Consider the following 22,980-nt stretch of genomic DNA (forward strand, 5'->3'; position numbering starts at 1 on the left):
ACGATCAGTCCAGCTGAAATCGCCCCCATGCCTGGAACGGGGTTATGTCGCGAACGCGTGTCGCTTGTGGGGGGACGAGGGTTTCGATATCCAGTTCCAGGCGCCAATGCTGGCCAGCCAGAGGCTGACCGTCGAGCCTGGGTCGGATGCGATCGCCTGGCCGCAGCAGCGCTACGTTGTACGCGCCATCGGATTCTCTTAGCCAGTTGACTGCCTGGCCATCGAGTCGTGCAGCAACCAGACGCAGCTGCATAATGCCCGGCCCGAACCGATAGTGCTGCGCGTCGACAGCCGGCGCCTCGAACCGCAGCGTCATCGGTTGCGGCTCGCTGCATTGCACGTTCAGATATATCCGCCGAATGCCGAAACTCAGAGCCGACCCCGTATTCGACGCCTGTAAGCCATCACGGGTATGCGAACCATAATCCAGCACCATGGGATTGAGCTGCATCGTGCAATCCGCCTGCGCATAACTCGGTAGCGCGACCGGCCACAATGCCAGCAACCACAGCCTGACAAAATCTTTCACGAACGTCCTCTGGATCAACTATCACCCGCCCGACAAGTCACTTCGGCAGCCTGGTAAGGCGCGGTGGTTTCCGGGAGTTGGCGGGTGTCGAACTCAAGCAGGCAGCGACGATCGTCGGGCAACGTCAATTGCAGCCCAAGCCACTCGGGAGCATCGGCGATGTACACCAGACCGGTCTCAACCACACTGGTCAGGTACACACCCTCGCTGTCGTACACCGCCCCTCCTTTGGGGACCCACTGCCCGGCATCGGTCCGCACATGCAGCATCAGCCGGCGGGCGCTGCTCAGCTTGAAGTCGAGTCGAGGTACCGCGCCGCGTCCGGTTTCGATTTCCTGAAAACCATTGAGCACTTCGACATTACGCGGCAGGCTGACGGTGTCTATTTCCAGACGACTGCTCTGGTACGCCGGCAGGCTGGCCGCTACCGCCCTGCCAGTGCCATCGGTCCAGACCGGTCCCTGAGGCGTGCTGATTTTTATCCCGGCATCGGAGCCAATCTTCAGCAGACCAAAAGTATCGCGCAGCGCATAAGGTGATGGCGTGAGTCCACTTTCGTGAACAGCCACACCGCCGCGCAACGCGAAATCATAACTGCGGGTGCCGACACTGCTGCGCGAATAGCCGAGGTCGACACTGGTGTAACGAGGCAGCAGACTGATGCGCCCGTCGAGATTTGTCTGGCCGGTATCGGCCCGCTCGGCATTGATGCTGTAGCTCGAGGTCTCGCTGACTTGCTCGTTGTAACGTGCGCCGGTGCGCATCCCCTGCTGGCGATCCTGACGACCGTATACCCTCAGACTACGGTTTCGCCCGAGGGGAAAGCCAAGGGTGGCGTAAACGCCCGTACCGCGATCATCGTCACCACTTTCGCGTTGCACATTCAGCGACAGATTGGCAGCACCTAATTCCCGAGACCATGAAGCACTGATCCGCGATCGATCCGGGCTACCGGCCATGGCATAGCGGGTCATCGAACCGCTGAACGCGCCCCAATGCCGATCTGAATAATTAACTGAAGCACCCCATTGACGTTCTGCCCGGCCATAAGGGTCATCGGTCAGAGATTCCGACCCGATGTCCGCCAAGGTTCGAAACCCGTTATTGCGCTGAGCTGCGGTCAAGCTGGCGGACAAGCCGGGGCCCAACGAGGTGCTGAAAGTCGCCTGCAGGATTTGGCCCTGCCCCGCTGACGCTGTACGCGAACTCAAGTGCTGAAGGCTCACCATCGAGTCGCGCGTCAAGGCATGTTGCCCCCCCCAGCCCAATGACTGATAGGCGCTGCTCCCCATCCAACCGGCGGTGAATAACGAGTCCGAGCCCCACTGCCAATCCTTGCTGGCGGCAAAAAACGAGGGTGTCTCACGTTCGTCATGGGTGAACCGCCGTACCTGGCCCGCCGCGATGGCGAAGCCCGGTGGGGTCAACCCACTCAGCGGACGCACATTGGCTGCCGGCACCCGGAAGTGGCGCTGTTCGCCGCTTTCTTCGATGACTGTGACTTCAAGGTCCAGTTGAAGGCTGAGTACAGGTAGATCACGCAAGGTGAATGGTCCAGCGGGAACCAGGGTGGTGTAAATCACGACACCGCTTTGGCGCACTTCTATCCGTGACGGTGAGTAAGCTATCCCTTCAACCGCCGTTCCGACGCCAAGGCCTTCCTGACTGCGCAAGGCGAACGCTGTTTCCGGCAGAACCTGAATGCCGGTAAAGGGCTCACCGGCAAACAGCGACGACCGCATATTGAGCTGGCCAAGTTGTACATTGGCCTGATAACGCTCCCAGGTTCGCGATGCCTGGGTGTACAACGTCTCGAACCGCGCCACCCCCTCGAAGGCGGTGTAATTCTGGCGACTGCGCACGACCCAGTCTCCGGCATTGAATCCCAGTTCCGTTCCCAGGTTGCGATACTGCCTGGAGGCGTCCGCGCCTGAGCTGGAAACCACTAGCGCGTCATAGTTCAACACCCCCGCCACACCGCCTGACGCCCAGTTTCGCTGCAGCCGAGGCTGCGCGAGCAACAGATCAGTGGGAACCAAAAGCGCCACTTGTTGCTGGCCTGGAGAGAGTCGCACTTGCGCAGCGGCTATCCCCTCGGTTGCCCGTAAACACGCTTTGTCGTCAGCACTGTCGGGCAAACCTGGCGGCGCAGCAATACCGGCATAATCGAGCAGGTTCGCATCAAGGCATAATTGGCCTTCGTCATCGAAGGTGGCCAGCACCTGCCCGATGGGCGAGCCATTGACCTGCAAGAGGACTCGCGTACGGCCGGCCTGAAAACGGGGTAAATCGCGAAAATGCTCGGCGACTTTCGGGTCGATTCCCCGGGCCTCAAGCACCGAGCGATCGAATTCGATCGGCGTTTCGCCCCAGGCTTTTCCGGTCATATCAATCACCAGAACCAGACTGCCGACCCAGCAACGTGAGCCGCCATACCAAGGCTTGCGGCGACTCACTATCGGCTGCTCAACGGCGCATCATGGCTGTCGACCGCGAATCCATAAGTCGTCGCGGGAAAAATCCGCACATGGGTGCCCAACGTCGACACGGCGGTGAGCGTCAGTACTTCGCCGGGCAGAATGTAGGTGCGCCCGAGATCGAGCATCACGCCGCTGGGGATCAAGCTCACCGATTTGGCGAGCCGCACTACATAGGGGCCGGGGTTGCTCACCTGCACCCGGTCGCCAACAACGCTCCAGAGCAGATGTTTCCAGGGCGTGCGGTCCACTGCCAAGTTGGCCGGGCGCAGGATCACTGGAATGTTCTGCCGCACGCCCAGGCTGAGCCGAGCACCGTCTGCGCCTTGACGAGGCTTTATCCCCTCGAACACCACCCGTTTCAGGCGTTCGGTTTCCAGAGGTTTGGTGCTGCGCAAGATGAACCTGACCTGCTGGCTCTGCCCGGGCTCAACCCGGGCCACGGGCGGAGTCAGCAGCAACAGCGGTTCGTCATCCTCTGCGATGTGTTCGATCGTGCTGTGGAGCAATGCCGGTTGTTCGTCGGAGTTTTTGACATTGAGGGTCGCTTCGCCCAATGCCTCATCGACTATTACGACAGGGGTTTGCGGCACCATGCCAGCCGCCATCGCCAGCGCACTGAAAAATGACAGGCACAGGGCCGCAATGGCACCGAGCGCCTGTAAAGATTTAGGGGGACACATGAAATTCTCCAGAGGGCATCGACCAGCATGGCGAACGCAATGCCTGTCGATGCCCGATGACACGCCAGGAAACGGCCAATAGCGGTATGACCGTCAGCCCGTTATGCCGCGTCGGCTCAGAGGTAGAACACGTCGAACGTCACCGAGCCGTCGAGGGGAAACTCGTCGGTGGTCGCGGGCAGTTCGGAGGTCGGGCGAATAGCCGCAGCCACTTTCATAGGAAAGACATGCAGACGCGCGGCGGCCGGGCCGGCTGCTGCACCAGGCCCCCAGGAATAGGAAACCGGGGCGTTGGACATCAGGCCGCCGACCGGAACTCGCCATACCGGATTGGCCGGAGAGCGCACCAGGAAAGTCTGCGGGTTGCCATCGGTCAGGGGCTGGCCGGTCAGCAGGCCGAAGCCGCCGATGCCGACACCATTCGTGCTGCCGAGGCCATAGTAAAGGTGATCACCGAAGCGGCCATTGAACATGAGGCCCGGCACTTTGGTACCACCACGATTGTCCGTGACTGCAATCTCCACCGCTGCGGGTGCGTCGCATGCGATCTTCAAAGTAATGTCTCGCGGCGGGAGATCGTTTTGTGTTGTCGCGCTCAACGTCGAGGAATGGATCCGCCCCAGATCGATGTTACTGCCACCGGCGAAAGCAGGAATGCAGGAAGTCGGAATGACCGTACCGCTGATGTTCAGGTCGACACTTGCCGCTTGAACGGCTAATGGAGCGATGGCTGCTGTTAAAGCGGCCATCAAAAAAAGCTTCTTCATAAACACTTACCTGTGAATGGATGAAAGTACCAACGCGTCGAATGCAGCGGGAAATCACGCTTTCTTCCGACACGTCGAATACCCGGCGATCATTCCGTTTCTTGTAGGTTTTTTATGTAGGAAAAGTCGCCATATCAACAGGCATCGGCGACAGCACCTGTGGCTCTTTTCGGTTCTCACCGATGGATCCGATCAATCACAGTCATGCCACCCTTCAAACGTGTGTGATCCCAATGCCGTGCCATACTTCCGTGACCCCGACGCGAGAAATCCTGCCTTGATACTCATCCGGCCCTTCGCTTTGTTGCTCGCCTTGTTGCTCGGCAGTTGCACCAGCCTTGATGTCGTCCGCGAATCGAGTCAGGCCCTACCGGCGGCGAACTCGGCGTTCGGGCGGTCGATCCAGGCACAGGCTGCCCCCCATGAGGGCCAATCGGGCTTTCGCTTGCTCTCCGATAGCGCCGAGGCCTTCACCGCCCGCGCCGAGCTGATTCGCAACGCTCAAAGCAGCCTCGATCTGCAGTACTACATCGTCCATGACGGCATCAGCACACGAATACTGGTGAGCGAGCTGCTCAAGGCCGCCGACCGCGGCGTGCGGGTGCGGATTCTGCTCGACGACACCACCAGCGATGGCCTGGACCGGATCATCGCGACCCTCGCCGCCCATCCGAAGATTCAGATCCGCGTGTTCAACCCGCTGCACCTGGGCCGCAGCACCGTCGTTACGCGAACGATGGGCCGGTTCTTCAACCTGTCGCAGCAACACCGGCGCATGCATAACAAACTGTGGGTGGCGGACAACAGCGCGGCGATCGTTGGCGGGCGCAACCTGGGGGACGAGTATTTCGATGCCGAGCCCAACCTGAATTTCACCGACATCGACATGCTTGGTGTCGGCCCGGTTGCAGAGCAACTGGGGCACAGCTTCGACCAGTACTGGAACAGCGCCCTGAGCAAGCCGATCGAGCAGTTTCTCTCGACCAAGCCGACAGCCAGGGACTTGAAAAACACCCGGACCCGGCTGGACGAATCCCTGGAGGAAACGCGCAAACAGAACCACGCGCTTTATCAGCAGTTAATGGCCTACACCACTCACCCGCGCCTGGATGTCTGGCGCCGGGAGCTGATCTGGGCCTGGAACCAGGCATTGTGGGACGCACCGAGCAAGGTATTGTCCAAGGGCGAGCCGGATCCGCACTTGTTGCTGACCACCCAGTTGGCGCCCGAGCTCAATGGGGTCAGCAAAGAGCTGATCATGGTCTCGGCCTACCTCGTACCCGGCCAACCGGGGCTGGTTTACCTGACCGGTCGCGCCGATGCCGGCGTATCGGTCAGTGTGCTGACCAACTCACTGGAAGCCACCGACGTACCGGCCACGCACGGTGGTTACGCGCCTTATCGCAAAGCCTTGCTGGAGCATGGGGTGCAGCTGTTCGAATTACGCCGTCAGCCCGGTGACAATGGAGACAACGGCGGTAGCGGATCGAACCTGTTTCACGGCGGCAGCAGCTCCTACCGTGGTTCCGACTCCAGCCTGCACAGCAAGGCGATGATTTTCGACCGACAGAAAGCCTTTATCGGCTCGTTCAATTTCGACCCGCGCTCGGTACTGTGGAACACCGAAGTCGGGGTACTGGTGGACAACCCGCAGCTAGCCGGGCGGGTGCGCGAACTGGCACTGGAGGGTATGGCGCCAGCCCTCAGCTATCAGGCCCGGCTGGAAAAGGGTCAGATCGTCTGGGTCACCGAAGATGACGGCAAGCAGCACACATTGACCAAAGAACCGGGAGGTTGGTGGCGACACTTCAATTCATGGCTCAGCAGCATGGTCGGCCTGGAGCGGATGTTGTAGTCAGGAGGCTGGTGATGAATTGTGGCGAGGGAGCTAGCTCCCGTTCGGCTGCGCAGCAGTCGCAAAATCGGCATCCGTGTTCTATCTGAATAAGCGGTGGCGCATGATTTAGGGCCGCTGCGCGACCCGACGGGAGCAAGCTCCCTCGCCACAGGCAAGCCCCCTCGCCACAGGGTTGTGCAGCGCTCAGGCTGGTTCGGCAACCGTACCAAACGCCCCTTGCCGCGATACCAGAATCACCAGCCCCAACGCGCCCGCCGCCATCAGCAACGGCAAGGCATGCCCGCTGATCCACTGGCTCCCGGCACCGGCTGCCAAAGGCCCGATCAGGCAACCAATTCCCCATAACTGTGCGATATGGGCATTGGCGCGCACCAAGGCATCGTCGCGATAACGCTCGCCAATCAAGATCAGCGATAAGGTGAACAAACCGCCGGCACTGGCGCCAAACAACACCCACAGCGGCCAGATCAACAGCGTGTCGATCAGCAACGGAATCGCCAGGCTCGACAGCAGCAAGAGCATCGCGCAACCGGTAAACAATGTACGTCGCGACAAGCGATCGGCCAGCGCGCCAATCGGCAATTGCAGCAAGGCATCACCCACCACCACTGTGCTGACCATCGCCAAGGCGATTTCCGTGGTGAAGCCCTGACGCAGGCAATAGACCGGCAGCAAGGTCAGGATCATCGCTTCGAACGCCGCGAACAGCGACACCGCCCAGGCAATCGCCGGCAAGCCGCGGCAGAAGGTCAACAAGTCACCGAGGGTTACGCTGCAAGCTTCGCTGGTGGGTGCGCCGCCGCGGCCCAACAGCAGGAACGGTGACGTCATCAGCAAACCGACGCCGACCCAGAAACCATAATCATGCTCGGTGCCCAACGCCCCCAACAGTAACGGCCCGGCCAGCTGACTCAACGCGTAACTGCTGCCGTACAGCGCCACCAGTCGACCGCGCCATTGCTCGACCACCAGTTGGTTGATCCAGCTTTCACCGAGGATAAAGACGAGGGTCAGGATCACCCCGATCATCAACCGCAGCACCAGCCAGATCGGGTAGCTCGGCCATACTGCCAGCAAACCGATGGATACCGCCCCGGCCCACAGGCACAGGCGCATCAGATTGGCCGTGCCAAGACGGGCCGCGAGGTGGCTGGAGATCTTCGCCCCCAGCAGTACACCAATGGCCGGCATCGCCGCCATCACGCCGATCGCGAACGAGCCGTAACCCCAGCCTTCCAGACGCAACGACACCAACGGCATGCTGACACCCAGGGCCAGGCCGACACTCAAGACAGATGCCAAAACGGCGAAATACGTCGCCCAACGCATGTTCCACGCTCCTGTGAATTGTTATTTTCAGGCACCACGCAAAGCACTGTGGGAGCGGGCTTGCTCGCGAAGAGGCCATCACATCCAACATTGATGTTGGCTGTTACACCGCCTTCGCGAGCAAGCCCGCTCCCACAGGGGATCTGCGTCGTTCAGGAGCCCGATTTACATTCGGGCTCCTTTACTGACTTACAATTTGATCCAGGTCGCCTTCAGCTCGGTGTATTTGTCGAACGCGTGCAGTGACTTGTCGCGACCGTTGCCGGACTGTTTGAAGCCACCGAACGGCGCGGTCATGTCGCCGCCGTCGTACTGATTGACCCACACGCTACCGGCACGCAAAGCCTTGGCGGTCAGGTGAGCCTTGGAGATGTCGGCAGTCCAGACTGCAGCGGCCAGACCGTAAGGCGTATCGTTGGCGATCTGGATGGCTTCTTCAGCGCTGTCGAAGGTGATGACCGACAACACCGGACCGAAGATTTCTTCCTGAGCAATTTTCATCGCGTTGCTCACGCCATCGAAAATCGTCGGCTCAACGTAAGTGCCACCGGTTTCCTGAAGAATACGCTTGCCGCCCGCCACCAGTTTGGCGCCGTCGGTGTGACCGGACTCGATATAGGACAACACAGTGTTCATCTGCTGGGTGTCCACCAGCGCACCGACATTGGTTGCCGGGTCCAGCGGGTTGCCCGGCTTCCAGGTTTTCAAGGCCTCGATCACCAGCGGCAGGAATTTGTCCTTGATCGAACGCTCGACCAGCAGGCGCGAACCGGCGGTGCAGACTTCGCCCTGGTTGAAGGCGATGGCACCGGCAGCGGCTTCGGCGGCGGCTTGCAGGTCCGGCGCATCGGCGAACACGATGTTCGGGCTCTTGCCGCCAGCTTCCAGCCAGACGCGCTTCATGTTCGATTCGCCGGAGTAGATCAGCAGTTGCTTGGCGATCTTGGTCGAACCGGTGAACACCAACGTGTCGACGTCGTTGTGCAGGGCCAGGGCCTTGCCGACAGTGTGACCGTAACCCGGCAACACGTTCAGCACACCTTTCGGAATACCGGCCTCAACCGCCAGCGCCGCAATGCGGATCGCTGTCAGCGGCGATTTTTCGGAAGGCTTGAGGATTACCGAGTTACCGGTGGACAGCGCCGGGCCGAGCTTCCAGCAGGCCATCATCAACGGGAAGTTCCACGGCACGATTGCGCCGACCACGCCGACCGGCTCGCGAGTCACCAGACCCAGCTGATCGTGCGGGGTGGCAGCGACTTCGTCGTAGATCTTGTCGATGGCTTCACCGCTCCAGCTCAAGGCTTGCGCCGCGCCAGGAACGTCGATGTACAGGGAATCGCTGATTGGCTTGCCCATGTCCAGGGTTTCGAGCAGGGCCAGCTCTTCGGCGTGCTGTTTGAGCAGGCCGGCAAAACGAATCATGGTGGCTTTGCGTTTGGTCGGCGCCAGGCGCGACCAGCTGCCGGAATTGAAAGTGGCGCGGGCGTTGTCCACGGCACGCTGGGCGTCGGCGGCGTCACAGCTGGCAATCTTGCCCAGCAGACGGCCATCGACGGGGCTGATGCACTCGAAGGTCTCACCAGAGACGGCATCGGTGTATTCGCCATTGATGTAGGCGCGGCCTTCGACCTTCAGATCGCGAGCCCGTTGTTCCCAGTCGGCACGAGTCAGGGTGGTCATTCGAGTGTCCTCCTCTTATTGAATACGAGTGCCCCGTGTTCTTTGCGGGCGCTGTCAGGAATTCTGCCTGGCCAGCTTGCTTTTCGGCTCAAGGCAACCGTTACCCTAAACCAGCGGCCGGTGAAGTTTCAATATATTTGACACAAGGCTGGCAAACGGCCTTGCGATGTTCATTTTAATAAACATAGACTTTCAATTTTCCAGCGCAATCACGGGGGAATACCAGCATGAGCATTCAGGATATCGTCGATTTCAGCCAGGCCAACACCCAGCCCGATCGTTATCGGCCCGACCCTGCAAAAGTCCTCAAGGGCGATCCCGAGCAAGCGGTGTACAACCACTACAACAGCCCGTGCGGCCAGATGAGTGCAGGTGTTTGGGAAGGCGAAGTCGGCCAGTGGCTAGTGAACTACACCGAGCACGAATACTGCGAAATCGTTCAGGGGGTTTCAGTGCTGCGCGACGGCGAGGGTAACGCCAAGACCCTGCGCGTGGGCGATCGCTTCGTGATTCCGGCGGGTTTTCGTGGGACTTGGGAAGTGCTGGAGCCTTGCCGCAAGATCTACGTGGTGTTTGAACAGAAGGCTTGAGGAGTTGTGCTGCCCCGGCCGACCCCTTCGCGAGCAAGCCCGCTCCCACATTGGATCTGCGTCGTTCACAAATCCAATGTGGGAGCGGGCTTGCTCGCGAAGGGGCCGGTCCAGGCAATACAAAATAGACAGTGTCTAGTCCTGAAATAGGTTTACACCTGTTTCAGGACGGGACACAGGCAACAAAAAAGGCCCGTATCTCGCGATACGGGCCTTTTTCGTAAGAGGGAAAAATCAATTACTTGATTTTGCCTTCTTTGTAGATCACGTGCTTACGAACAACCGGATCAAATTTCTTGATCTCGATTTTGTCCGGAGTAGTGCGCTTGTTCTTGTCGGTAGTGTAGAAGTGACCAGTACCGGCGCTCGAAATCAAACGAATCAATTCACGCATGATTAGCTCCCTTAGATCTTGCCGGCTTTGCGGATTTCGGCCAGCACGACAGTGATGCCACGCTTGTCGATGATACGCATGCCTTTGGCAGATACGCGCAGACGCACGAAACGTTTCTCTTCTTCAACCCAGAAGCGGTGATGCTGCAGGTTCGGCAGGAAACGACGACGGGTTTTGTTGTTTGCGTGGGAAATGTTATTCCCAGTCACCGGACCCTTACCGGTAACTTGACATACTCTCGACATGCCTCAGCCCTCTAAAACCACATGCCCAACCCGGCATGGGTTGGCCGCTTAATCTCTCAGTCATTTGGCGCCAGGCGCCGCGTTTCTTTAGAGGTCTTACCGGCTACACCTACAGTGAAGGAACCGGGCCCCTAGAAAAGAGCGCTGCTTTATACCAGAAAGACTGGAGAGCAACAACATTCCGTGTGCGCGGACTTGATAAATTCCCCATTTTTCGGCCACCGGGCGCCTTGGATAAAGGCTGTCGCCGATTAAGACCGCTCGTCGCAGAGAATCGGCCAACCGACCGATTTCGGGTTTTCCTCGGCCCGCAACACCGAAACAAGCGCACATAGTCCCCTTAAAATGAAAAAGGGGATAGTCATTTGCAAAAGAGCCCACTAGGGTAAGCCTTTTCCAGACTGCACTTGCAGATGGGCCTTCGATCTGTAAAGGAATCCGACCATGCGCCTCGCTGCCCTACCGCTGCTGCTCGCCCCGCTTCTATTGAGCCCACAGGCTATGGCTGCCGCCCTGAGCGTGTGCACCGAAGCCAGCCCGGAAGGGTTCGATGTGGTGCAATACAATTCGCTGACCACCACCAACGCCTCGGCCGACGTGCTGATGGACCGTCTGGTGGACTTCGACACGGCCAGCGGCAAAGTGGTCGCCAGCCTCGCGGACAGCTGGGAAGTCACGCCCGACGGCCTGACCTACGTCTTCAAATTGCACCCGCAGGTGAAATTTCACCGCACCGAATACTTCAGCCCGACGCGAGAACTGACCGCCGAAGACGTGAAGTTCAGCTTCGACCGCATGCTCGACCCGGCGAACCCATGGCACAAAGTCGCCCAGAGCGGCTTCCCGCACGCCCAGTCGATGCAGTTACCGGCGCTGATCAAGAAGATCGACGCATTGGACCCGCTTACCATCCGCTTCACCCTCGACCACCCGGACTCGACTTTCCTGCCCACTCTGAGCATGGGTTTCGCTTCGATCTATTCGGCCGAGTACGCGGACAAACTGATGAAGGCTGGCACTCCGGAAAAGCTCAACAGCCAGCCGATCGGCAGCGGCCCGTTCATCTTCACGCGCTTCCAGAAAGACGCCTCGATTCGCTACAAGGCCAACCAGGATTACTTCCGCGGCAAACCTTCGGTGGACCCGCTGATCTTCGCCATCACCCCGGATGCCAACGTGCGCTTGCAGAAGTTGCGCCGCAACGAGTGCCAGATCGCCCTGTCACCCAAGCCTCTGGACGTACAGGCCGCGCTGAAAGAGCCAACCCTGAAAGTCGAAAAGACTGACGCCTTCATGACCGCCTTCGTTGGCATCAACAGCCAGCATCCGCCGCTGGATAAACCTGAAGTACGCCAGGCGATCAATCTCGCGTTCGACAAGGCCAACTACGTCAAAGCCGTGTTCGAAGACACCGCCGAACCCGCCAACGGCCCATATCCGCCCAACACCTGGAGCTACGCCAAAGGCTTGCCGGGCTACTCGCATGACGTCGAAAAGGCTCGTGCGTTGATGGCCAAGGCCGGGCTCAAGAATGGTTTCCAGACCACCATATGGACCCGCCCTTCCGGCAGCCTGCTGAACCCCAATCCGAGCCTCGGGGCACAATTACTTCAGTCTGACCTGGCGGAAATCGGCATCCAGGCCGAAATTCGGGTGATCGAATGGGGCGAACTGATTCGCCGCGCCAAGGCCGGCGAGCACGACCTGCTGTTCATGGGCTGGGCCGGCGACAACGGTGACCCGGACAACTTCCTCACGCCGCAGTTTTCCTGCGCGGGGGTCAAATCCGGCACCAACTTCGCCCGTTACTGCAACCAGGACCTGGACAAGCTGATCAGCGCCGGCAAGACCACCGGCGAGCAAGGTGTACGCACCAAGCTCTATGAACAGGCCCAGGCGCAGATCCAGCAACAGGCGTTGTGGCTGCCACTGGTGCACCCGACGGCCTTCGCGCTGACACGTAAGGATGTTCAGGGTTACTCGGTCAGCCCGTTTGGCCGGCAGGACTATTCGAAGGTCAACCTCAAGTAATTAGCGTCACCATAAAACCTGTGGGAGCGGGCTTGCTCGCGAAAGCGGCCTATCAGTAGACATTGATATCGACTGACACGACGCCTTCGCGAGCAAGCCCGCTCCCACATTGGTTTCGTATTCTTCCGGCCTCCTCTTACATCCACCCATACTCGGCCATGGACAGCGGATCGCCGTCACCGACGATGAAATGATCGAGCACCCGCACATCGATCTGGTCCAAGGCCTCTTGCAGGCGCTTGGTCAGCATTCGGTCGGCCTGACTGGGGTCGGGATTGCCCGACGGGTGGTTGTGGCACAGGATCAGCGCTGCAGCGTTATGGGCCAGAGCGCGTTTGACCACCTGCCGTGGATAGACGCTGGTGTTGTCGATGGAGCCGCGGAACAGCGCTTCGAACGCCAATACCCGGTGCTTGGAGTCCAGAAACAGGCAGCCAAACACCTCGTGAGGCTCATGGCGGAGCATCGACTTCAGATAATCACGCACAGCCTGCGGATTTTCCAACGCCGACTTGTAGCGCGAACGTTCAGCCAAATGCCGTCTGCCCATTTCCTGAACGGCCTGCAACTGAGCGAATTTCGCGGGTCCGAGCCCTAATTGTTTGCTGAATGTTTTTTGATCAGCCTCCAGTAGCGAACGCAGGCCGCCAAACTGAGTCAACAAGTGTCGCGCCAGATCTACCGCACTTTTGCCGGATACGCCGGTACGCAAAAAAATCGCCAGCAGCTCGGCGTCCGAAAGACTCCCCGAGCCTAACTCCAGTAACCTCTCCCGCGGCCGCTCGGCCGCCGGCCAATCGCGAATGCTCATAACACCTCCATGTCTGTGGGCGCCGCTGTTCCGTAGCGGTCGCTGTGATATCGTAGCCCATCTTTTTTGCGGGCGATTTCACTCCTGGGGAGGGGGTATCGCCATGCAGTCATCAACGAAATGAAAGGCAGACCTATGCAGCGGCTGTATCGGAAACGCATCGTTCTGGGCGTCGGCGGCGGTATTGCTGCCTACAAGAGCGCCGAGCTGGTTCGCCGCCTGATCGACCAGGGCGCCGAAGTGCGCGTGGTCATGACCCGCGGCGGCAGCGAATTCATTACCCCGCTGACCATGCAGGCCTTGTCCGGGCATCCGGTCCATCTCGATTTGCTGGACCCCGCGGCCGAAGCCGCGATGGGCCACATCGAGCTGGCCAAATGGGCCGACCTGGTGCTGATCGCCCCCGCCACCGCGGACCTGATCGCCCGCCTGGCCCAAGGCATTGCCGACGACCTGCTGACCACGCTGGTGCTGGCCACCGACGCGGTGGTCGCGGTTGCCCCGGCGATGAACCAGGCCATGTGGCGCGACCCGGCGACCCAGGCCAACCTGCAAACCCTCGAAAGCCGTGACCTCAAGGTCTTCGGCCCGGCCTCCGGCAGCCAGGCCTGCGGCGACGTCGGTATGGGCCGCATGCTCGAAGCCACCGACCTCGCCCAGTGCGCGGCAGACTGCTTCCAGCGCCAGGCGCTGACCGGTAAACACGTGCTTATCACCGCCGGCCCGACCCAGGAAAACATCGACCCGGTGCGCTACATCACCAACCACAGCTCCGGGAAAATGGGCTTTGCCCTGGCCGAAGCCGCGGTAGAAGCCGGCGCCCGCGTGACCCTGATCACAGGCCCGGTGCACCTGCCGACCCCGGATCGCGTCACGCGCATCGACGTGGTCAGCGCCCGCGACATGCTCGCCGCGTGTGAAGCCGCGATCCCTTGCGACCTGTTCATCGCCTCGGCAGCGGTCGCGGACTACCGTCCGGAAGTCGTCGCCCCACAGAAACTCAAGAAAGACCCTACGAACGGCGACGGCTTGTTGCTACAGATGGTGCGCAACCCAGACATCCTGGCCACCATCGCCACCCGTCCCGACCGTCCGTTCAGTGTCGGCTTCGCCGCCGAAACCGAACACCTGCTCGATTACGCTGCACGCAAGTTGAAAGACAAGAACCTCGATCTGATCGTCGCCAATGACGTCGCGAACCCGAGTATTGGCTTCAACAGCGAAGAAAACGCCTGCAGCGTGATCGACCGTGAGCTGCACGCCACACTCTTCGCCCAGACCAGCAAGAGCAAGATTGCTCGCCAGCTGATCACTTTTATCGCCGAACGTCTGAACCAGGTTTAATTTACATGCACGCTTTGCAAGCCAAGATCCTCGACCCCCGCATCGGTACTGAATTCCCGCTGCCACAGTACGCCACGCCAGGCTCCGCCGGCCTCGACCTGCGCGCCATGCTGGAAAAAGACACCGTCATCAAGCCGGGTGAAACCCTGCTGATCCCTACCGGCCTGTCGGTGTACATCGGCGATCCGGGCCTGGCGGCTTTGATTCTGCCGCGCTCGGGTCTGGGCCATAAGCACGGCATCGTGCTGGGCAATCTGGTCGGCCTGATCGACTCCGATTACCAGGGCCCGCTGATGGTGTCGTGCTGGAACCGTGGCCAGACCGATTTCAACATGGTGGTAGGCGAACGCCTGGCCCAATTGGTGCTGGTACCGGTCGTTCAAGCGCATTTTGAAATGGTCGAAGAGTTCGTCGAAACCCAGCGCGGCACCGGCGGTTTCGGACACTCGGGCAGCCACTGACCATCGGCATTCAGGCCGGGAATGCTGCCCGGCCTGGCCTGCCCTCTGCATTTTAAGGATGAAAATTGCAAAGACGTCATCTGGAAGGTTTACCACTGGAAATCAAGGCATTGGCCGGCAAATTACCCGCCGATGCTGATGGCATGGCCTTTACACACCACGAACTCTCTGCCGAAAACGCCGTCATACCCTTCAGTTTGAGCCAGCCCACGAGTTTTTCGCAGGCTTGTCCAGCCACTTTAGAGATGGAGCATTTCCAGAAATGAGCACCCCAGCCCAAGTCGCACCCAAGTTCCCCGACAGCATCTTCCGCGCCTACGACATTCGTGGCACCGTCCCGGAATTCTTGAACGCTGAAACAGCTTATTGGCTTGGTCGCGCCATCGGCTCCCAAAGCCTGGCCCAGAACGAACCCAATGTATCCGTCGGCCGTGACGGTCGCCTGTCCGGCCCGGAACTGGTGGAACAACTGATCCAGGGCCTGGCCGACAGCGGCTGCCACGTCAGCGACGTCGGCCTGGTACCAACCCCTGCGCTGTACTACGCCGCTAACGTTCTGGCCGGCAAATCCGGCGTGATGCTCACCGGCAGCCACAACCCGTCGAATTACAACGGCTTCAAGATCGTCATCGCTGGCGACACCTTGGCCAACGAACAGATCCAGGCCCTGCACGAACGCCTCAAGACCAACAACCTGAGCAGCGGCAAGGGCAGCATCACCCAGGTCGAGATCCTCGACCGCTACAACACCGAAATCGTCCAGGACATCAAACTGGCTCGCCGCCTGAAAGTGGTGGTCGATTGCGGTAATGGCGCGGCCGGCGTGATCGCCCCGCAGCTGATCGAAGCCCTGAACTGCGAAGTCATCCCGCTGTTCTGCGAAGTCGATGGCAACTTCCCGAACCACCATCCGGACCCGGGCAAGCCTGAAAACCTCGTGGACCTGATCGCCAAGGTCAAGGAAACCAACGCCGACCTGGGCCTGGCCTTCGACGGCGACGGCGACCGTGTGGGCGTCGTTACCAACACCGGCAGCATCGTCTTCCCTGATCGCCTGTTGATGCTGTTCGCCCGCGACGTCGTGGCGCGCAACCCGAACGCGGAAATCATCTTCGACGTCAAATGCACCCGCCGCCTGATCCCGCTGATCAAGGAATATGGCGGTCGGCCGCTGATGTGGAAAACCGGTCACTCGTTGATCAAAAAGAAAATGAAACAATCCGGCGCCCTGTTGGCCGGCGAAATGAGCGGGCATATCTTTTTCAAGGAGCGCTGGTTCGGTTTCGACGATGGCATTTACGCCGCCGCACGGCTGCTGGAGATCCTCAGCAAAGAAAAATCCACCGCGGAAGAGTTGTTCGCGACCTTCCCGAACGATATTTCTACGCCAGAGATCAATATCCATGTGACCGAAGAGAGCAAATTCAGCATCATTGATGCATTGCACGATGCGCAATGGGGTGAAGGCGCCGACCTGACCACCATTGACGGCGTGCGAGTCGACTATGCCAAAGGCTGGGGCCTGGTTCGCGCCTCCAACACCACACCGGTGCTGGTGCTGCGTTTCGAGGCCGATGACGAGGCTGAATTGCAGCGCATCAAGGACGTTTTCCACGTCCAGTTAAAGCGTGTTGCACCTGATCTCCAACTACCGTTCTGATTCACCCGGAGCCCTGAATGACCCTCGAACGCGAAGCCGCCGCCAACACCGCCAAGGTCCTGTCCGAAGCGCTGCCTTACATTCGCCGCTATGTCGGCAAGACGCTGGTGATCAAATACGGCGGCAACGCGATGGAAAGCGAGGAGCTGAAAACCGGCTTCGCCCGCGACATCGTGCTGATGAAAGCCGTCGGCATCAATCCGGTGGTGGTTCATGGTGGCGGCCCGCAAATCGGCGACCTGCTCAAGCGTCTGTCGATCGAGAGCCACTTCATCGATGGTATGCGCGTGACTGACGCGCAAACCATGGACGTGGTGGAAATGGTCCTCGGCGGCCAGGTCAACAAGGACATCGTCAACCTGATCAACCGTCATGGCGGCAGCGCCATCGGCCTGACCGGTAAAGACGCCGAGCTGATTCGCGCGAAAAAGCTCACTGTCACCCGTCAGACGCCGGAAATGACCCAGCCGGAAATCATCGACATCGGCCACGTCGGCGAAGTGGTCGGGATCAACACCGACCTGTTGAACCTGCTGGTCAAAGGCGACTTCATCCCGGTGATCGCGCCAATTGGCGTCGGCGCCAACGGCGAGTCGTATAACATCAACGCTGACCTGGTGGCCGGTAAAGTGGCCGAAGCGCTGAAGGCTGAAAAGCTGATGCTGCTGACCAACATTGCCGGCCTGATGGACAAGTCGGGCACGGTTCTGACCGGCCTGACGACCCAACAGGTCGATGACCTGATCGCCGACGGCACTATCTATGGCGGCATGCTGCCGAAGATTCGTTGCGCGCTGGAAGCGGTACAAGGCGGTGTGGGCAGCTCGTTGATTATCGATGGCCGGGTGCCAAACGCGATTCTGCTGGAAATCTTTACCGACACGGGTGTGGGTACGCTGATCAGTAATCGCAAGCGTCACTAAGCCACACAAACAAAAAGACCCCGCTCAGCCAGGCTGAGCGGGGTCTTTTTTGTATGTGCACTCCCTTGCAGGAGGGAGGCTTGCCCGCGAAAGCGATCTGACAGTCACATCATTGCTGAATGTGACGACGCCTTCGCGGGCAAGCCTCGCTCCTACAGGTCAGTGTCAGACGCCGAATTGTGCGCGGTAGGCTTCAACTGCTGGCAGGTGTTGCTTGAGCTGCGGGTCATCCGCCAGGAACTCGAGCACCTGATTCAGCGAAACAATGCTGATCACCGGGATGCCGAAGTCACGCTCCACTTCCTGGATGGCCGACAATTCGCCGTTGCCACGCTCCTGACGGTTCAGGGCGATCAACACGCCCGCGGCTTTGGCGCCGTCCTGGGAAGCAATGATCTGCATCACTTCACGGATGGCGGTGCCTGCGGTGATCACGTCGTCGATGATCAGCACGTCGCCGGTCAATGGCGCGCCGACCAGGCTGCCGCCTTCGCCGTGGGCCTTGGCTTCCTTGCGGTTGAAGCACCATGGCAGATCACGGCCATGATGTTCGGCCAACGCCACGGCGGTGGTCGCCGCCAACGGGATGCCTTTGTAGGCCGGGCCGAACAGCACGTCGAACGAAATACCGCTCTCGACGATGGCTGCCGCATAGAAACGACCCAGCTGCGCCAGGGCAGACCCCGAGTTGAACAGGCCGGCATTAAAGAAGTAAGGACTGGTGCGCCCAGACTTCAGGGTGAACTCACCGAAGCGCAAAACGCCACGATCAATGGCAAAACGAATGAAGTCGCGCTGATACGCTTGCATGAAAAAAACCCCAAATACCACGGATTTAGCTAATTAGGTAGACGCCGTGTATCATACCCGCACGCGATTTTTGGGGCCACTTATGCGGATCATCAGTGTGAACGTCAATGGGATTCAGGCTGCAGTCGAGCGTGGTTTGCTCAGTTGGCTGCAAGCACAGAATGCCGACGTCATCTGCCTGCAGGACACCCGCGCCTCCGCCTTTGAACTGGACGATCCAGCCTTCCAACTGGATGGCTACTTCCTTTATGCCTGCGAAGCTGAAGTTCCCGCCCAAGGTGGCGTGGCTTTGTACTCGCGGTTGCAACCGAAGGCAGTCATCAGCGGTCTCGGCTTCGAGACAGCCGACCGCTACGGGCGTTACCTGCAAGCCGATTTCGACAAGGTCAGCATCGCGACCTTGCTGCTCCCTTCGGGGCAGAACGGCGATGAAGATTTGAACCAGAAGTTCAAGCTAATGGACGACTTCGCCCGTTATCTGGATAAACAGCGGCGCAAACGTCGCGAGTACATTTATTGTGGCTCGCTGTACGTGGCGCAACAGAAGCTGGATATCAAGAACTGGCGCGACAGCCAGCAATCCCCGGGCTTCCTGGCACCTGAGCGCGCCTGGATGGACGAGATTGTCGGCAACATGGGTTATGTCGATGCCCTGCGCGAAGTCAGCCGTGAAGGCGACCAGTACAGCTGGTGGCCGGACAACGAACAGGCCGAGATGCTCAACCTGGGCTGGCGTTTCGACTACCAGCTGCTGACCCCTGGCCTGCGCCGCTTCGTACGCAGCGCACGCCTGCCACGTCAGCCACGGTTCTCGCAGCACGCACCGCTGATCGTGGACTACGACTGGACGCTGACGATCTAAGCGTCTTTTTGCAGACGCAAAAAAGCCGACTTCACTGTCGGCTTTTTTGTGCACGCCTCAATCCTGTAGGAGCGAGGCTTGCCCGCGAAGAGGTCATCACATTCAACATGGATGCTGGCTGTTAAATCGTTTTCGCGGGCAAGCCTCGCTCCTACAGGGGATGCGGCGTTTACTTGATCAGGCGCCAGGTGAACGGATACCGGTAAGGGAACCCTTCATTGGCCTTCACGCCAGCAATGATCGTCAGCACCAGCGCACCAATCGCGACCAGACCAAACAGAAAAAACCCGATGATCACCACCATCAGCAGGAAGCAGATGGCGGAAGCAATGGCGACGGTGATCTGAAAGTTCAGCGCCTCCTTGCCTTGCGCGTCGATGAACGGGTCGGACTCGCGCTTCATCTGCCAGAGAATCAACGGCCCGATCAGCGTGCCAAATGGCAGCCAGATCCCCAGCAAGGCGGACAGGTGACAAAACATCGCCCACTGACGAACCTCTCGGCTCGGTGTGGGTAGCGGCAGTTGCTCGTCACTCATGGCGTCCTCCTTGCGTGGAGCAGGTCCGATCAGTCGGCCAGTGCGGCCTTCTGCAGTTCGAAAATCTCGATCATGCCTTTCTTCGCCAGTGCCAGCATCGCGTTCAGCTCTTCCGGCTGGAACGGCGCGCCTTCGGCAGTGCCCTGTACTTCGATGAAGCCGCCAGTGCTGGTCATCACCACGTTGAGGTCAGTCTCGGCAGCCGAATCTTCCAGGTAGTCGAGGTCAAGCACAGGCTCGCCCTGGTACATGCCCACCGAAACGGCAGCGATCATTTGCTTGAGCGGGTCGCCACCTTTGAGGCCGCCACGCTTCTTGATCACTTTCAAGGCGTCGATCAGTGCAACCATCGCACCGGTAATGGACGCGGTGCGGGTGCCGCCGTCGGCCTGGATCACGTCGCAGTCGACGTACAGGGTGACGTCGCCCAGCTTGGTCATGTCCAGCGCAGCGCGCAGGGAACGACCGATCAAACGCTGGATTTCCAGCGTACGGCCGCCTTGCTTGCCGCGGCTCGCTTCACGCTGGTTACGCTCGCCGGTAGCGCGGGGCAGCATGCCGTATTCGGCGGTCAACCAACCCTGGCCCTGACCTTTGAGGAAACGCGGCACGCCGTTCTCGACGCTGACGGTGCAGATGACTTTGGTATCACCGAACTCGACCAGTACAGATCCCTCGGCGTGTTTGGTGTAGTTGCGGGTAATGCGGATCGAGCGGAGCTGATCGGCAGCGCGACCACTTGGACGTTTCATAGGGATTACCTGTACGGAGGACGGAAAACTGCCGAGCATTATAGAGCCGCGGGCCGCGAGTGGGCACTTCTAAAAAAATCGCCCGACGATTGAAGCCCCTGAATAGAGCTTAGCCGACGGCCTGCAGCTCTTTGTCACAGCGTGTGTTTGGGCGCATCCGCCCCACTGCGCTACAATCCTGCGCCTTTGCTGCCTGTCGGCTTTAATTCACAGATAGCGGGTCCGCGAAACCATGGGTTACGCGCCGACCTGCATTGCGAGGTACCTCCATGGTGCACAGCATGACCGCCTTCGCCCGCGTAGAGAAAGCCGGTGTCCAGGGCACCCTGAGCTGGGAATTGCGCTCGGTCAACAGCCGCTACCTGGAACCCCACCTGCGTCTGCCGGAATCTTTCCGCGACCTCGAAGGCGCGGTCCGCGAAGCCCTGCGCCAGGAACTGTCCCGGGGCAAGCTCGAATGCACCCTGCGCTTTACCGAAGAAAGCACCGGCAAACCGCTGCAAGTGGACCGCGAGCGCGCCGCTCAACTGGTCGCTGCCGCCGAGACGGTCGCCAGCCTGATCAAGAACCCCGCCGCACTGAACCCGCTGGAAGTCCTGGCCTGGCCCGGCGTATTGGTGGCCGACGCCGCCGACCCGCAAGCGCTGAATGCCGAAGCCCTGGCGCTGTTTCATCAGGGCCTGAAAGAGCTCAAGGCCGGTCGCGAGCGCGAAGGCACTGAGCTGGCGCGATTGATCGACGAGCGCCTGACCTCTATTGAAGGGGATGTGGTGATCCTGCGTGAGCTGGTCCCGCAGATGCTCGCCACCCAACGCCAGAAAGTTCTCGACCGCTTTACCGACATGAAGGCCGACCTCGACCCGCAGCGACTGGAACAGGAAATGGTCATGCTCGCGCAAAAGAGCGACGTCGCCGAAGAACTGGATCGCCTGAGCACTCACATCATTGAAGTTCGCCGGGTGCTCAAGTCCGGCGGCGCTGCCGGTCGGCGCCTGGACTTCCTGATGCAGGAACTCAACCGCGAAGCCAACACACTGGGCTCCAAAGCCTTCGACCCGCGCAGCACCCAAGCGGCGGTCAACCTCAAAGTGTTGATCGAGCAGATGCGCGAACAAGTGCAGAATATTGAGTAAGGCAAACCCGACATGACCCACAGCACCGGCACCCTGTACATCATTTCCGCCCCTTCGGGCGCGGGCAAGAGCAGTCTGGTCAAGGCTCTGACCGACGCCGACCAGGAGATCCGTGTCTCGGTCTCCCACACCACCCGCGCCATGCGCCCCGGTGAAGTGAACGGCGTGAACTATCACTTCGTCGAACGCAGCGAGTTCGTGAAGATGATCGAGCACGGGGATTTCCTCGAACGCGCCGAAGTGTTCGGCAATCTCTATGGCACCTCGCAAAGCCACCTGCAGCAAACCCTGGATGAAGGCCACGACCTGATTCTGGAAATCGACTGGCAAGGTGCCGAGCAAGTACGCAAGTTGATGCCCCAGGCCCGCTCGATCTTCATTCTGCCGCCATCCCTGGAAGCCTTGCGTCAGCGCCTGAACAATCGCGGCCAGGACAGTAACGAGGTCATCGAAGGCCGGATGCGTGAAGCCGTCAGCGAGATGAGCCACTACGTCGACTACGACTACCTGATCATCAACGACGATTTCGCCCACGCACTGCGCGATTTGCAGGCGATTTTCCGCGCCAATCAGCTGCATCAGAAGCGTCAGCAGCAGCGTAACGGAAAACTTTTGGCTGAATTGCTCGGCTAAACAGCACTTCCCAAAACCGCTGCAAGGGCTTTACATTGGCACTTATAGCGCGTTGATGGGCTTGGTCAAAAAATCAGCGCTTCCCTAATCGCTGGTGATTTTTTAAACTGTTGAGTCCGCTCGCCCACCCGGGCAGCGCGCATATTGCATTCGCTCCGAGGAATACCATGGCCCGCGTAACCGTTGAAGACTGCCTGAACCACGTGGAAAACCGTTTTGAACTGGTCATGCTGTCCACCAAGCGTGCCCGTCAACTGGCCACCGGCGGCAAAGAGCCCCTGGTTCAGTGGGAAAACGACAAGCCTACTGTTGTAGCGCTGCGTGAAATCGCCGAAGGCCTGATGAGCTACGAGTTCATCGCCAACGCAGAAATCGTCGAAGACGAACCGCTGTTCGCAGCGTTCGAGGACGAGTCCAACGAGGCAGTATAAGTCCATGCCTGGTCGACGTAGCACGGCGCGGGGTCA

Annotated in this window: 23 protein-coding genes and 1 pseudogene; 12 read left to right on the forward strand and 12 right to left on the reverse strand. The window is 59.8% G+C overall.

Annotated elements, in window-relative coordinates:
• Positions 1 to 4: 4 nt before the first annotated feature.
• The 4 genes from KW837_RS10030 to KW837_RS10045 all read right to left on the reverse strand — a co-directional run bounded on the left by KW837_RS10030 (position 5) and on the right by KW837_RS10045 (position 4,456).
• Positions 5 to 529, reverse strand: a complete 525-nt coding sequence (locus tag KW837_RS10030) for a hypothetical protein (RefSeq protein ID WP_218395444.1) — start codon at positions 527 to 529, stop codon at positions 5 to 7.
• Positions 530 to 543: 14 nt separating this feature from the next.
• Positions 544 to 2,916 carry a fimbria/pilus outer membrane usher protein gene (locus tag KW837_RS10035; protein ID WP_256348647.1) on the reverse strand — a complete coding sequence of 791 codons (2,373 nt, stop codon included), beginning with the start codon at positions 2,914 to 2,916 and terminating at the stop codon, positions 544 to 546.
• 68 nt (positions 2,917 to 2,984) lie between these two features.
• Positions 2,985 to 3,689 carry a fimbria/pilus chaperone family protein gene (locus KW837_RS10040; RefSeq protein ID WP_218395448.1) on the reverse strand — a complete coding sequence of 235 codons (705 nt, stop codon included), beginning with the start codon at positions 3,687 to 3,689 and terminating at the stop codon, positions 2,985 to 2,987.
• A gap of 116 nt (positions 3,690 to 3,805) precedes the next feature.
• Positions 3,806 to 4,456: a DUF1120 domain-containing protein gene (locus tag KW837_RS10045; protein ID WP_218395450.1), complete on the reverse strand. Its 651-nt coding sequence runs from the start codon at positions 4,454 to 4,456 to the stop codon at positions 3,806 to 3,808.
• A 277-nt stretch (positions 4,457 to 4,733) separates the two neighbouring features.
• On the opposite strand from KW837_RS10045, the gene KW837_RS10050 reads away from it, so the two are divergent.
• Positions 4,734 to 6,311 (forward strand): phospholipase D family protein, encoded by a 1,578-nt coding sequence (locus tag KW837_RS10050; protein WP_218395452.1) that lies wholly within the window; start codon positions 4,734 to 4,736, stop codon positions 6,309 to 6,311.
• Between the two features lie 186 nt (positions 6,312 to 6,497).
• On the opposite strand, the gene KW837_RS10055 is transcribed toward KW837_RS10050, so the two are convergent.
• Positions 6,498 to 7,643, reverse strand: coding sequence for an MFS transporter (locus tag KW837_RS10055; protein ID WP_218395454.1), 1,146 nt, complete (start codon positions 7,641 to 7,643; stop codon positions 6,498 to 6,500).
• Positions 7,644 to 7,832: 189 nt separating this feature from the next.
• Positions 7,833 to 9,326, reverse strand: a complete 1,494-nt coding sequence (locus tag KW837_RS10060) for an aldehyde dehydrogenase (protein WP_123499459.1) — start codon at positions 9,324 to 9,326, stop codon at positions 7,833 to 7,835.
• Positions 9,327 to 9,553: 227 nt separating this feature from the next.
• Between KW837_RS10060 and KW837_RS10065 the strand changes: the two genes are divergently transcribed.
• A complete protein-coding gene (locus KW837_RS10065) occupies positions 9,554 to 9,916 on the forward strand; it encodes a cupin domain-containing protein (RefSeq protein ID WP_218395456.1) in 363 nt (120 codons plus the stop codon).
• A 238-nt stretch (positions 9,917 to 10,154) separates the two neighbouring features.
• Here the strand turns inward: KW837_RS10065 and rpmG are convergent, their stop codons facing one another.
• On the reverse strand, positions 10,155 to 10,310 hold the full coding sequence (gene rpmG, locus KW837_RS10070; RefSeq protein ID WP_007894709.1) for a 50S ribosomal protein L33: 156 nt from the start codon (positions 10,308 to 10,310) through the stop codon (positions 10,155 to 10,157).
• 11 nt (positions 10,311 to 10,321) lie between these two features.
• Positions 10,322 to 10,555 (reverse strand): 50S ribosomal protein L28, encoded by a 234-nt coding sequence (gene rpmB, locus KW837_RS10075; RefSeq protein WP_007894701.1) that lies wholly within the window; start codon positions 10,553 to 10,555, stop codon positions 10,322 to 10,324.
• Positions 10,556 to 10,999: 444 nt separating this feature from the next.
• Here rpmB and KW837_RS10080 point away from each other — a divergent pair, with 444 nt between their 5' ends.
• Positions 11,000 to 12,586: an ABC transporter substrate-binding protein gene (locus KW837_RS10080; protein ID WP_218395458.1), complete on the forward strand. Its 1,587-nt coding sequence runs from the start codon at positions 11,000 to 11,002 to the stop codon at positions 12,584 to 12,586.
• A 136-nt stretch (positions 12,587 to 12,722) separates the two neighbouring features.
• Here the strand turns inward: KW837_RS10080 and radC are convergent, their stop codons facing one another.
• Positions 12,723 to 13,397 (reverse strand): DNA repair protein RadC, encoded by a 675-nt coding sequence (radC, locus tag KW837_RS10085; protein ID WP_218395460.1) that lies wholly within the window; start codon positions 13,395 to 13,397, stop codon positions 12,723 to 12,725.
• A gap of 135 nt (positions 13,398 to 13,532) precedes the next feature.
• On the opposite strand from radC, the gene coaBC reads away from it, so the two are divergent.
• The 5 genes and pseudogenes from coaBC (at position 13,533) to argB (ending at position 17,785) form a co-directional block, all read left to right on the forward strand.
• Positions 13,533 to 14,741: a bifunctional phosphopantothenoylcysteine decarboxylase/phosphopantothenate--cysteine ligase CoaBC gene (gene coaBC, locus KW837_RS10090; RefSeq protein ID WP_007894693.1), complete on the forward strand. Its 1,209-nt coding sequence runs from the start codon at positions 13,533 to 13,535 to the stop codon at positions 14,739 to 14,741.
• Positions 14,742 to 14,746: 5 nt separating this feature from the next.
• A complete protein-coding gene (gene dut, locus KW837_RS10095; protein WP_007894692.1) occupies positions 14,747 to 15,202 on the forward strand; it encodes a dUTP diphosphatase in 456 nt (151 codons plus the stop codon).
• Between the two features lie 65 nt (positions 15,203 to 15,267).
• Positions 15,268 to 15,468: a hypothetical protein gene (locus KW837_RS10100; RefSeq protein WP_218395462.1), complete on the forward strand. Its 201-nt coding sequence runs from the start codon at positions 15,268 to 15,270 to the stop codon at positions 15,466 to 15,468.
• Positions 15,459 to 16,862: pseudogene (locus tag KW837_RS10105) on the forward strand (phosphomannomutase/phosphoglucomutase); the annotation flags it as partial. The gene KW837_RS10100 and the pseudogene KW837_RS10105, both read left to right, overlap by 10 nt.
• A 17-nt stretch (positions 16,863 to 16,879) precedes the next feature.
• Positions 16,880 to 17,785 (forward strand): acetylglutamate kinase, encoded by a 906-nt coding sequence (gene argB, locus KW837_RS10110; RefSeq protein ID WP_007894690.1) that lies wholly within the window; start codon positions 16,880 to 16,882, stop codon positions 17,783 to 17,785.
• Between the two features lie 165 nt (positions 17,786 to 17,950).
• On the opposite strand, the gene pyrE is transcribed toward argB, so the two are convergent.
• Positions 17,951 to 18,595, reverse strand: a complete 645-nt coding sequence (gene pyrE, locus KW837_RS10115) for an orotate phosphoribosyltransferase (protein WP_007894680.1) — start codon at positions 18,593 to 18,595, stop codon at positions 17,951 to 17,953.
• 82 nt (positions 18,596 to 18,677) lie between these two features.
• On the opposite strand from pyrE, the gene KW837_RS10120 reads away from it, so the two are divergent.
• A complete protein-coding gene (locus tag KW837_RS10120; protein WP_007934608.1) occupies positions 18,678 to 19,457 on the forward strand; it encodes an exodeoxyribonuclease III in 780 nt (259 codons plus the stop codon).
• A 169-nt stretch (positions 19,458 to 19,626) separates the two neighbouring features.
• Here KW837_RS10120 and KW837_RS10125 read toward each other — a convergent pair whose 3' ends face one another.
• Together KW837_RS10125 and rph are read right to left on the reverse strand one after the other, a co-directional pair.
• Complete coding sequence (locus KW837_RS10125) at positions 19,627 to 19,995, reverse strand: DUF4870 domain-containing protein (protein WP_030132446.1); 369 nt, start codon at positions 19,993 to 19,995, stop codon at positions 19,627 to 19,629.
• A gap of 29 nt (positions 19,996 to 20,024) precedes the next feature.
• Complete coding sequence (gene rph / locus KW837_RS10130) at positions 20,025 to 20,747, reverse strand: ribonuclease PH (RefSeq protein ID WP_008007612.1); 723 nt, start codon at positions 20,745 to 20,747, stop codon at positions 20,025 to 20,027.
• Positions 20,748 to 21,016: 269 nt separating this feature from the next.
• On the opposite strand from rph, the gene KW837_RS10135 reads away from it, so the two are divergent.
• The 3 genes from KW837_RS10135 to rpoZ all read left to right on the forward strand — a co-directional run bounded on the left by KW837_RS10135 (position 21,017) and on the right by rpoZ (position 22,944).
• Positions 21,017 to 21,880 (forward strand): YicC/YloC family endoribonuclease, encoded by an 864-nt coding sequence (locus tag KW837_RS10135; RefSeq protein ID WP_123499449.1) that lies wholly within the window; start codon positions 21,017 to 21,019, stop codon positions 21,878 to 21,880.
• Positions 21,881 to 21,892: 12 nt separating this feature from the next.
• Positions 21,893 to 22,513 (forward strand): guanylate kinase, encoded by a 621-nt coding sequence (gene gmk, locus KW837_RS10140; RefSeq protein WP_007894672.1) that lies wholly within the window; start codon positions 21,893 to 21,895, stop codon positions 22,511 to 22,513.
• Positions 22,514 to 22,680: 167 nt separating this feature from the next.
• Entirely contained in the window at positions 22,681 to 22,944 is a 264-nt protein-coding gene (gene rpoZ, locus KW837_RS10145) for a DNA-directed RNA polymerase subunit omega (RefSeq protein WP_007894670.1), read from the forward strand.
• The last annotated feature ends 36 nt before the right edge of the window (positions 22,945 to 22,980 follow it).

This window comes from Pseudomonas sp. PDM24, from assembly GCF_019218905.1.
Lineage (GTDB): Bacteria > Pseudomonadota > Gammaproteobacteria > Pseudomonadales > Pseudomonadaceae > Aquipseudomonas.